We start from the raw sequence: 10,728 nt of genomic DNA on the forward strand, positions 1-10,728 counted from the left end.
GTTACGCGCTGGCGATGCCAAAGCGGTGCGCGCCATGCTGGCAGATGACGTGCTGATTGTCGAAGGTAATGGCGTAGAGCGCTCCGCTGAAGAGTATGCCAGTCATCATATGCTGGCAGATATGAAATTTATGGCGGCGGTAAAGGTAGAAGCGCTGGAGCATCAGACCAAGGTGCTGGGCAAGGTGGCCTATTCGGTTAGCCGTAGCCAACTGACTGGCGACTATAAAGGCAAGCCGGTTGACGTTATCAGTAAAGAAACGCTGGTGCTGGTAGATACAGGCGCCGGTTGGAAGATCGTGCATGTGCACTGGTCGCACTAAGACAACAGCAGGAGATCACTATGAAGCTAACTCTGGCAGCGGTTGTGTTGGTAGCTACTGCGTTACTGGCCGGCTGTAAAGACGCCGGCCCGGCTAAACCGGAAACTACAGCTGTGCCCGACAGTGCAGCAGCACTAACCCTCACGGTATACAAAACGCCAAGCTGCGGTTGCTGTAAAAAGTGGGTATCGCACCTTGAACAGCAGGGAGTGGTTGCACAGACGAAAGACTATGATGATCTAAGCGGCATAAAAGAGCGCTATGGCATCACGCCACAGTATTATTCCTGTCACACCGCCGTATCGGAGCAGGGCTATGCCTTTGAAGGCCATATCCCTGCTAAATACATCCGGAAATTTCTTGCTGAGTCGCACCCGGATGCAATTGGCCTGAGTGTACCGGCGATGCCGCTTGGATCACCGGGTATGGAAGTGGAAGGCCGCTTTATGCCGTACGACATTCTGCTGCTGCATAAAGATGGCAGCGCCAGCGTTTACGCTCACATCAGTGATGCTGCCATGCAGTAAGTAGTGTAGTGTCAATCCTTGCTGCTACGCGGTGCTGTAATGACAACTAAATCACTGTTTTAGCTAAATTAGTACTATGAGCAGTGCGGTCAGGCTTGCAACCTGCCGCACGGCTTACCACAGCGAAATGTTAGTCCGCCATTTTTGCTGACTTGCAGCTCATTTCAGCATTGCAACACGACGCTACTGACGCTGCCGGCGTTGCTGGGTAACCAATTTCTTCCAGTGCTGCCAGAATTTCTTCCTGCGTCTGTGAGCTGTTCACTGTGATTGGTGATATCCGCTTCGACAAGCGCATTTTTGTTTCAACTTTTTGTTACCGCATATAGTGATGCCGATGACCAAGCCGAAGGCGCAGGTATGAATATTGCCTCTTGACTGCCACCTTTATTCCGTATTAGCCAAATCATTGATCTGGATTAATGACTAAGCGGACATATTGTATATACTTTCACAACGGCAACAAAGGGAGAGTTATCATGGCAATTAAAGCCGGAAACTGGAAAGGTTTGCATGGTCTAACGGTTGTTATTTTAGTTGTAGCCGCGCTTTATTTTTTGTTAGTTGAGCATGGTAGCCACCTTCTGCCCTATTTACCTTATCTGATTTTGTTGCTGTGTCCGCTGATGCATGTATTTATGCATAAAGGGCATGGCGGGCACCATCACGGCGATATTAACCAGAATGCAGATGATGCCTATCGCCGCGGCGTAGAGGACGGAAAAAAACAGTCTGCGCATTCTAAGCACCAGGAATAACAATATGGCCCTTAATGTTTGGCTAGCACCTTCTTTAAAACAGGAGCACGCAAATGCACATTGGCATGTGGGGATCTGCCATTATCGTTTCCGTTATTATTTCGTGGTTAATGTACCGCTATCTGGCACCCGATAGCTGGAAAGAGTGGACTCGCGCCGGCGTGCTGCAGGCTTTTATTATTGCGTTTTACGCCGAAATGTATGGCTTTCCGTTAACTATATATTTTTTGGCGCGCTTTTTTGGCCTAGATCTGGCTTGGGGTGACGGCGGCAACTTGTGGGCACAATTATTTGGTACACCCACTGCACATATTATTGCCATGCTACTTGGTTATGCGCTGGTGTTTTATGGTGCAACACTTGTCGCAGAAGGCTGGCGCCGAATTCATCTGGCGCGACGCAGTGCGGTACTAATGACAGATGGCATTTATGCCCATGTCCGTCACCCGCAATACAGCGGCCTGTTTCTTATCGTGTTTGGTGAAGGGGTGGTGCACTGGCCGACGATAGTCTCTGTATTGGCCTTTCCGATAATTGTTCTGGCTTACACCTTTTTAGCGCGTAAGGAAGAAAGCCACATGCTGGCGCTGTTTGGCAATGAATATCGCGCTTATCAGCAACGCGTGCCGATGTTTATTCCCCGTATCCAAAGCTTAGATCTGAGGAGCTTCCGATGAATCCGCAAATTATTACTATTATTAGTGGTATTGCACTATTGGTAGTACTTGCCCTGGCCGGTTGGAACTTGCGGCGCCGTCACGCCCATGCTGAAAATGCCGCACGTAAGAAACAACAGGACAGTGACGAATGAACGGTATTGCTATTTTAGGTAAGCAAACAGTGATTTATTAACGTTTAGCTCGATCAGTAATTTTGAGGCTCACGACATGGAAATTAAAACCTTTTCAGACCTGATAGATTGGACCCGCCAGCTGCATCAACACTTGGCATTGTGTCTTGCACACTGTGCTATTAAGAATGAGCAAGAGCAAGCCCGGCTATTGCTGGACTATCTGGCTGAGCATGAAGCAAAAATTGAAATCATGCTCAAGTTATTCGAACAGCAGGCAGCACCTAAAGTATTGAAAACCTACATTTATGACTATCTATCTCATCAGCCCATTCAGTCACACCGAACTTGTGACGACCGCTACGCAAGCCTTGGTTTTGATGACATCTGTAAAGAGGTAATTGATTACCATCAACAAGTTATAGAGCTTTATCGGGATATTGAGGCGAGGGCAGACATTCCTGAAGCGAAAGCATTACTGGGCACCTTACTGGCAATGGAAGAGCATGAAGCCATGCGGCTAGCCAGACAAACTGGCCGAATGAGCGATCTGTAACTAACCCCTTTTTGTTTAGGCCTGGAATGTAAATCTTCAAGTTTAGCGATGTTAATTTTAGTCACAGCTTAAGGAAACGTTATGAGAAGTGTAACACAAGGTGACAAAAGTCAGGCTCGCCTGACAGTGCCGGGCATGGGCTCAGATCACTGCGCCGGGATCGTGAAAACATCGTTGAAGCGGCTGGACGGGATTGGTGATATTAGCACTAATATTGCAGCGCATCGGGTGCAGCTTAGCTATAACTCAGCGTTGTTAACTCTGGATGATATCCGCACTGCTGTTGAAAAAGCCGGTTATGATGTGGCGCAAGCGTCCGCTGACAATGATACTGACACCGATCACGACGCTGAAATTGATGCAGCGTATTTAACCCAAGCCCACAAACGACTTTGGATAGCCGGGCTCCCTACCGCCATGATTATGCTACTGATGTTGCCTCATATGTTCTGGCAACCCATTCCTGGATACCTGGCTATTGTCGCGTTGCTAGCCTTTCCAGTGATATTTTTGTTTGGCGGTGCGGCAACTCATAATTCTACCTGGCGCTCACTGACCAACGGCACCTTTAACATGGACGTGCTGATTTCTCTTGGCAGTATTCCCCCTTATCTGATTGGCCTGGCAGGCTTTTTTTATAGTATGACCTCGTTTATCGAAATGGCTGCCACTATTATGACCTTTCACTTGCTGGGGCGTTTTTTGGAAGCCAAAGCGAAGGGTCGAGCCTCTCAGGCTATCCGTAAGTTATTGACTATGGGAGCTAAAACCGCTCGCATTGAACGAGACGGCGCAGAGCTGGAGATACCGGTCAAGGAGTTAAAGCCTGGCGATGTGATGCTGATCCGTCCTGGTGATAAGGTACCAACAGACGGTGAAGTACTGGATGGTGAGAGCCATCTGGACGAATCGATAGCCACTGGTGAATCAGTGCCGGTGTTTAAGGCCGCCGGCGACACCGTCATCGGGGCCACTATTAATAAAGAAGGTCGGTTGCGGGTAAAAGTCACCAAAGTGGGGGCCGATACTTTCTTATCTCAGGTTATTAAATTAGTGGAGCAGGCTCAGGGCTCGCGGGTGCCTATTCAGGAATTTGCAGACCGCATGACGGGCCGCTTTGTTCCTGTCGTGTTATTTATTTCGCTCGGCAGCCTGATTGTTTGGTTATTGGCTGCTGATAGCTTGCGGCCTATGCTGGAGTGGGGGGCCGGCTTTCTACCCTGGGTCGACCCAAGTGCAAGCACGACAGTGTTGGCGATACTATCGGCCATTGCCGTATTGGTTATTGCTTGCCCTTGTGCGTTAGGCCTGGCTACCCCGACAGCGTTAATGGTTGGCTCAGGAATTGGCGCAGAACGAGGCATTTTGATTCGATCCGGTGAAGCGATTCAGACCTTTAAAGACATTAGAGTGATAGTACTGGATAAAACCGGCACTATTACCCGTGGTGAACCTAAACTGACCGAATTGACAACCGCTGATGGTGTGACCGAGCAACAATTGTTGCAATGGGCAGCTACGGTTGAAAATGCGTCGGAACACCCAATTGCCCGGGCGATTGTTGAGGGTGCACGCGAGCGCAATGTAACACCTGGCGAGGTTACTGAATTTCGCTCTACCGGTGCCCGTGGCGTTTCTGGCATGGTTGCGGGTGCGTTCGTGCTGATAGGTAACCGCAAATTGCTCGATGAAGAGGGCGTCACAGGCCTGCAAGCGCTGGATCAGGCATTAGATGAGCTGGAAGGGCGTGGCCGCACCGCTGTGCTGGTTGCGGTTGACGGTAAAGCCTGCGGTGTTGTCGCAGTGGCCGATACCATCAAACAGGAGTCAGTTGCTGCCATTCGTGGCATGCATGAGCTGGGCCTGCATGTGGTGATGATCACTGGCGATAATGAGCGTGCGGCTCGCGCTGTAGCTAATGAGGTTGGCATCGATGAAGTGCAGGCGGGTGTGTTGCCCGCCGGCAAAGTCGATGCGGTGCGCGAACTTCAAAAAAAATATGGCAACTATGTGGCCATGGTCGGAGATGGCATTAATGATGCGCCGGCGCTAAAACAAGCTAACGTCGGCATTGCTATTGGTGCAGGGGCTGATGTCGCTATAGAGGCAGCCGACGTAACCCTGGTGCGGGGCGAATTGACTGGCGTGGTTGATGCAATGCATCTATCAAAAGCGACCTTTAATAAGATTGTGCAAAACCTGATTTGGGCCAGTGCTTATAACGTTGCCGCCATTCCTATTGCTGCCATCGGTTTGCTGCACCCGATGATTGGCGTGGTGGCAATGACGGCCAGCTCACTGTCCGTCATTGGTAATTCTTTGTTGTTAAAACGGCAATTTTCAGCAGCGAAAAATCGTTAATGCTTTGAAGATTTGCACACAAATACGTTCTTTCTCGCTAAGTAATAGGAGTTAATTATGAGTGATCTTGAACACCGTGTCGGGGTAAGAGAAGTTAATCTGGTGGTACGCCATCTAAAATTGGTGCCACAAGACCCTACGCAAATTACACCCGCCATTGACGAGATTGATAAACTATATGGTTTAGATGCAGTGTCTTACGACCCTAAAACGCAGGTGTTAAACCTGGCTTATGACGCAACGCATTTAAACCTGGATGGTATCGAAGAGGTACTAACACGTTTCACGATTGAGATAAGTCATGATTGGTGGACACATTTCAAAGAAGGCTACTATAAATATGTCGATCAGAACGTGAAAGACAATGCGCAGCACGAGCCATGGAGTTGTCACACCAAGCCGCCAACGCATAAACGCTAATGAGGACAAACCTGCCGTTAGGTTACAAACCTGACGCCTTATGAATGTCAACCAAATTTAATCTGTTACTTGTTTGACGTTGAAACAGGGTGTTGATTACTTCTTGACCTTGCCACTAAAGCAACCTTTAGTCTGTGCACTGAGTTCAAAACAGGAGACTTAGGATATGATGAAATTTAATGTTGCAGATATGACCTGTGGCCACTGCGTGAGCATGATTACCCAGGCCATTTTGCAACTGCAAGACACGGCTAAAGTCACAGTGGATTTAACTAGCCACACAGTGATGGTGGAAGCTGACTTGAGCGCTGAAGAAATTACCGATGCGATTAAAGACGCAGGTTATATGGCAACGGTGGTTAAAACCAGTTGCTGTAATCCGGCAAACACCTGCCACGTATAAGTAAAACGCTTAACGAAATAGTGAAGCCACCTGCGGGTGGCTTTATTTTTTGTTTAACGTGCATCGGTCTCGCTGCTTTGCAGGATTTGTTTGATGTCCTCGCTTAAATAATGCCAGCTTACATCGTCGACCAAGTGGCGCATAGCACAGAGATTGTCATCATTTTGCTATAGTTGTGGTAGAGCAGAGTTCTTAGCGTCTATCGCTGCGACACCGGCTTTGTCTCTAGAGTACGCGATATAAGACGTTACTGGTTTTTCAATGTCGCTCAGGTTTTTAATGTGCAGCCCTGAGGGGGGCTTTCAAGGGCTTGCGATGTCAAACAGATCACTAAAAAATCCGTTTAGCCACCGGCAAGTCAAAAATAGCTAGTAATCGACAAACGTTTATTGCTGCCTTATGGGCAACAGAATTCAGACGGCGTTACATGCCAAGATCTGCCATTTACCTACAATAAAGCCAACAACCCAGAGAAGTGAGCTACTGACTCCGCTAAGACGATTGTCGTCTCGTCTGTAGATATTCTGTTGCACGTTCACCACTGCCATATTGTCGGTTAACGGGGTCATATGCTCCAAGTGATAGCTCAACCAATCTTCTTGCCAGTCTACGAATGTGCTGTTGATATACCGGCAGATTGCGTCACGGCCATGCAAGCGTTGACCAAGGATATTTACCAGTACTGCCTCTTCGGCAAAACAACTTGTCATTAATTTCAGGTCGCGGTGAAAAAAAGCGTGCTGCATTTGCTGTGTAAGCTGTGATGCACCTAGTTGTATAGATGCAGGTTGTAACAGATTGCATGGTTTAGTGCCACGGATTGGACCGGTATATGATGCAGAAGTAAAGCGTAATGCCGACATGATATATTCTCCGTATATGAACAAGCTGTCTGGCAGCGTAAAACCTTACCTTACGGTAAGGTCAAGCATCAAATGCACAAATTTTAAGCTCAGTTTCTCACGCGAGGAAATACTGGTAACGTCATATCAGCAAAGCTCCGTTTTAAGAAGGTCACTATTGCACTAATTCACGCACCTGAAGCACAGGCAAGTGTATTTGATGCCGCGTTTCTTAGCGTCTGTTGAGAGAGCAACTACATAGCCATCATTGTGCTGTAGCACAACAAGCGGCTTGTCCTTCAAGTCAGGTCTCCTCGCTGGGAATTTTTCTATCTCTCAATGAGGATTTTCAAAACACACCGGAAACATGCCCCGGAGAATACGCCGCTATTCGCTTGAACTCGAATTATTAAGCATCAGCGTTCTATATGCTCTTGCAGCTTATCTGTGTTGCATAAGTGTAAACTTTAGCTAAAGTAGTGACAGCTGTATCAGAATTCACTATGTTAGTGACACTGCATACACTTTGTCTCTGATATAGATAGAAATTTGCACTTTAATGTCTATTAAAGTGCAGAATCCTGATCTCTATGATTTTAACGAGTGTCTATATAATTAGATGCGTGACAGATGTGTTGTATTACATGAAGGTATGATTTTATGAACAAAAATCTAGCACTCTTTTATATTTTTTTCGTTGTTACACTGTCTTCCTGTAGCTTCGTTGATGGAGAGATTAAGTCATTTCTGAAGTGTGGGCTCGCCGCCAACCAGCTTGGTGAACATCAAGCTGTTGAGATGATATCAAGCAAAATGAAAGCGTATGTAAATGAGGAGAAAATTGAAGGAAGTGCCAGGTATGTTATGGAGTTAGGTCAAGAAGTTAGGGATGAATTAGACCTTTACAGTAAAGGGCTAGAGAGACAAGAATATACATTAGCCAAAATTTATAACTCATCAAAATGTCTCGATATGCATGAGCAAGAAAAAATTGACATGCCATTTAAGTACTACCTGGTATACATATTTCTATAGCAAGTATTGGTTGAAAATTGAGTAGCAGGTTTTAGTGCAGTATATTTTTTAAATTTGATATTAATGTGAGTCGTAATGGCTGAGCGTGTAATTCCCTTCGCAGTAAGAACGGTTGATGAGAATACAATATCTGATCTCTTCTGTATTGCTGCTGAGCAAGCAAAAGCAGCTGATAAGGTCTCTGAGGCAATGGATTGCGACTTCATTATTCCGTTTTCAGAATCTATTCTCGATATAATTTTTGATGCTGTTGGTGCCCCTGATGACAATGAGTTTAGAGAGCCATTTTTCGAATTGTTTTTTGACTGGGTGCATTCTGAAACTCAAAGCATGCAAGAGTTTCTGAAGGAGTTTTACCTGTGCCTTGACGATCATCTGCACATGTATAGCGTCCGTGAGCATGACAGTGCGACCAGCTGATATTCTGATCAATCATTTAATCGGGGCTGTTAGCGAGTGATCATAAAAGAGCCAAGACATGTTGCTACTGAACTCAGGTATGCGCTGCAAAACGGTGTATTTGTCTCAATTGAAGACCTGTCACTTGCGGAGCGAGGGCTAGCATGTAACTGTATATGCCCCAATTGCGGTGTTGCATTGGAGGCATGCCTCGGTGAGATTCGCCAACATTATTTCAGGCACTGTAAAGATTCATCGGATTGCGGTGCGACCAATGAGTCCGTTCTACATGCTTTTGCCAAACAGTGCCTCAAGAATGCTGTTGGAACAGATAAGGTATTCAAGATACCTCGCATTGAGGAAGGCAAGTACATACCTAAATCACTAGGTGGCGAAAAAAGTGATTCCGTGACAATTACCGCCGCAGAACTTGAAAGTCGTGACGAAACTACAGGTACGATTACCGATGTGAGATTAACCACATCAAATGGTTGGATTGTGAATGTGGAAATTACGGTAACGCATGGTATAGATAAAACTAAGACGGCTAAAATTATTTCAGGCAAAGCTTTCACATTAGAAATTACACTTAATACCCATTCATTAAATTCTTTCAAACTTGAAGACGTTGAAAAAGATATTTTTGGCTTAGATGGTAAGACTGTTTGGAATCATCCAGATGCTGAGAGTTGGCAGCATAATCCAAAGCTTGCTTATAGGACCAAGCCAAAACCCAAAGTTAATCCCCCTCCTAGATTACCTCCCAGGCAGGTTATTACCATACCTCAGAATGTCAGTTATGAATTAAAGGATTGCTATCTTAGCCATAGAGCAATACCTGTCGATAATGGTATGCATGTATCGCTGGAGTACTGTGACGAGAATGGGGAAGTATTAAACCTCCCTGTTATAAAAACTTATGCCAGGCATTATGCAGATCTGTTTAGCCAGCTTCAGCCTGGCGCTAAAATTATGGTGATCAGGCACAATGGCGAAGTGGTTAATGTCCGCAAATACTAAGCTCAGAAAATCTTAATATTTAACCATGAATAATTGGCAAGCAATCGACGAAGTGATGATGCATCGTTCTGACCGGCTCCATGGCTTCCTCATATCCAGTCAAAATAGATAGCATCTGCATATTTATAGCCGCGACAGCATTGCAGTTTCGAAGTGAATCATAGATAACCTTGGGTTCATAACCAACGCCGTTGCTGACAAGTGCGGCAAGACCGCTATGAGTAAAGCTATTAAACGCTGAATTGTTAATGCCTCTAAAGTCATTCAACTGACCGAGGATATGCGCTGGCGCTTCTGAATTATCAAGCGCTTTAAGCATATCTGCTATTAGTGGCGTTTCTAGCTTCTTGATTTGGTCTGGGCCAACTTTACCTGCAGTCGCGAGTTTATTAAACCAATCCTCAGTATCAGCGTACATGAGCCAAAATCCACGTATCAGGCTTTCATATTGGGGGCGCATCAATGCAAAGCCCGATGATGTAAAACCATCAGCAATTAACTTAAGAGAAGAGAGTCCATGTTCAAATGCCAAAATACCTGAGTGGAAGGCCAATCGCCATTTAAGCTCCGGCATCGCTCCAAGATGTTGTAACTGCTCAACATGCTCGGCCATATAATCATACATTTCAAAGCAGCGCGGCAGCAGTGCTTCTAGTTCTTTTTCGTACACAACTGTTCCTTAGTGCCTCAAAGCCAAAATTGAGCGGGAGCGCCAGAAGGCGGCAATCTGCCATGAATTGTTAGCTGTCTTAGTGTTAGGGTCAATAAAGGTTTTATGTGGTTTACCGCCATACTCAAGCATTAGCGAGTATAGTTCTCCCTCATCTAACTCTGCGGCTAACATTAACGGGGTATAACCTTTGACCGGGCTGTTGTGTTCTGCATTGACGTCTGAGCCTTCTATTATCAGCAGTCTTGCAATGTCTCTAAGCTCTTCGATGTTGGTCAGGATGCAGCGGTAGCGCTTGTTCAGGTACAGCTCGTCGATGCCCAGAATGCGGGGCGTCTCGAAGCGGTGCCAGCGCCCCAGGAACTCGGCGCGGGCGTTGAAGATGTCGCGCACCGTCTTCTCGTCCAGGCCGGTCTGTGCCGCCACAAAGGTGTAGGGGTGGTTGAAGGATTCCTTCTCCACGTACTCATGCAGCCGCAGTGTCATACGGAATCCGTCCACCATCTCCGGTAGCTGGGGCCTGAATGTTGTCTTGCAGGCCCGGCAGGTGTATCGGCGGCGGACCACCCAGAGAGTGACCCGCTTGCCGTGGATGGGCAGATCACGATAGGGAACGTCACGCTTG

Annotated in this window: 15 protein-coding genes and 1 pseudogene; 12 read left to right on the forward strand and 4 right to left on the reverse strand. The window is 46.7% G+C overall.

What is annotated here, in order from left to right:
• The 9 genes from BLW68_RS20455 to BLW68_RS20490 form a co-directional block, all read left to right on the forward strand.
• Positions 1–322 (forward strand): YybH family protein (locus BLW68_RS20455; protein ID WP_092797099.1); only part of this gene is annotated, 322 nt, incomplete at its 5' end.
• Positions 323–342: 20 nt separating this feature from the next.
• Positions 343–849 (forward strand): DUF411 domain-containing protein, encoded by a 507-nt coding sequence (locus BLW68_RS20460; protein ID WP_008985536.1) that lies wholly within the window; start codon positions 343–345, stop codon positions 847–849.
• Between the two features lie 479 nt (positions 850–1,328).
• Positions 1,329–1,607: a DUF2933 domain-containing protein gene (locus BLW68_RS21660; protein ID WP_019677906.1), complete on the forward strand. Its 279-nt coding sequence runs from the start codon at positions 1,329–1,331 to the stop codon at positions 1,605–1,607.
• Between the two features lie 53 nt (positions 1,608–1,660).
• Positions 1,661–2,284: a methyltransferase family protein gene (locus BLW68_RS20470; protein ID WP_019677907.1), complete on the forward strand. Its 624-nt coding sequence runs from the start codon at positions 1,661–1,663 to the stop codon at positions 2,282–2,284.
• Positions 2,281–2,418, forward strand: coding sequence for a hypothetical protein (locus BLW68_RS21205; protein WP_019677908.1), 138 nt, complete (start codon positions 2,281–2,283; stop codon positions 2,416–2,418). Before BLW68_RS20470 ends, BLW68_RS21205 begins: the two co-directional genes overlap by 4 nt.
• A gap of 76 nt (positions 2,419–2,494) precedes the next feature.
• Entirely contained in the window at positions 2,495–2,953 is a 459-nt protein-coding gene (locus tag BLW68_RS20475; RefSeq protein ID WP_019677909.1) for a hypothetical protein, read from the forward strand.
• An 81-nt stretch (positions 2,954–3,034) separates the two neighbouring features.
• The gene (locus tag BLW68_RS20480) at positions 3,035–5,314 is read left to right on the forward strand and encodes a heavy metal translocating P-type ATPase (RefSeq protein WP_092797101.1); all 2,280 of its coding nucleotides are present in this window, start codon (positions 3,035–3,037) and stop codon (positions 5,312–5,314) included.
• A 57-nt stretch (positions 5,315–5,371) separates the two neighbouring features.
• Positions 5,372–5,734 (forward strand): hypothetical protein, encoded by a 363-nt coding sequence (locus tag BLW68_RS20485; RefSeq protein ID WP_092797103.1) that lies wholly within the window; start codon positions 5,372–5,374, stop codon positions 5,732–5,734.
• Between the two features lie 166 nt (positions 5,735–5,900).
• Positions 5,901–6,137 (forward strand): heavy-metal-associated domain-containing protein, encoded by a 237-nt coding sequence (locus tag BLW68_RS20490; protein WP_092797105.1) that lies wholly within the window; start codon positions 5,901–5,903, stop codon positions 6,135–6,137.
• A 413-nt stretch (positions 6,138–6,550) separates the two neighbouring features.
• On the opposite strand, the gene BLW68_RS20495 is transcribed toward BLW68_RS20490, so the two are convergent.
• Positions 6,551–7,000, reverse strand: coding sequence for a YybH family protein (locus tag BLW68_RS20495; RefSeq protein ID WP_092797107.1), 450 nt, complete (start codon positions 6,998–7,000; stop codon positions 6,551–6,553).
• A 162-nt stretch (positions 7,001–7,162) separates the two neighbouring features.
• Positions 7,163–7,312, reverse strand: coding sequence for a Y-family DNA polymerase (locus BLW68_RS20500; RefSeq protein WP_092797109.1), 150 nt, complete (start codon positions 7,310–7,312; stop codon positions 7,163–7,165).
• Between the two features lie 327 nt (positions 7,313–7,639).
• Between BLW68_RS20500 and BLW68_RS20505 the strand changes: the two genes are divergently transcribed.
• The 3 genes from BLW68_RS20505 to BLW68_RS20515 all read left to right on the forward strand — a co-directional run bounded on the left by BLW68_RS20505 (position 7,640) and on the right by BLW68_RS20515 (position 9,433).
• Positions 7,640–8,014 (forward strand): hypothetical protein, encoded by a 375-nt coding sequence (locus BLW68_RS20505; RefSeq protein ID WP_092797111.1) that lies wholly within the window; start codon positions 7,640–7,642, stop codon positions 8,012–8,014.
• A gap of 75 nt (positions 8,015–8,089) precedes the next feature.
• Positions 8,090–8,434, forward strand: a complete 345-nt coding sequence (locus BLW68_RS20510; protein WP_092797113.1) for a hypothetical protein — start codon at positions 8,090–8,092, stop codon at positions 8,432–8,434.
• Between the two features lie 36 nt (positions 8,435–8,470).
• Complete coding sequence (locus tag BLW68_RS20515; protein WP_092797115.1) at positions 8,471–9,433, forward strand: competence protein CoiA family protein; 963 nt, start codon at positions 8,471–8,473, stop codon at positions 9,431–9,433.
• A gap of 19 nt (positions 9,434–9,452) precedes the next feature.
• Here the strand turns inward: BLW68_RS20515 and BLW68_RS20520 are convergent, their stop codons facing one another.
• Together BLW68_RS20520 and BLW68_RS20525 are read right to left on the reverse strand one after the other, a co-directional pair.
• Positions 9,453–10,103: a DUF6988 family protein gene (locus BLW68_RS20520; protein ID WP_092797117.1), complete on the reverse strand. Its 651-nt coding sequence runs from the start codon at positions 10,101–10,103 to the stop codon at positions 9,453–9,455.
• Positions 10,104–10,319: 216 nt separating this feature from the next.
• A pseudogene (locus BLW68_RS20525) lies at positions 10,320–10,728 on the reverse strand (helix-turn-helix domain-containing protein); the annotation flags it as partial.

This window comes from Rheinheimera pacifica (assembly GCF_900108485.1).
Lineage (GTDB): Bacteria > Pseudomonadota > Gammaproteobacteria > Enterobacterales > Alteromonadaceae > Alishewanella > Alishewanella pacifica.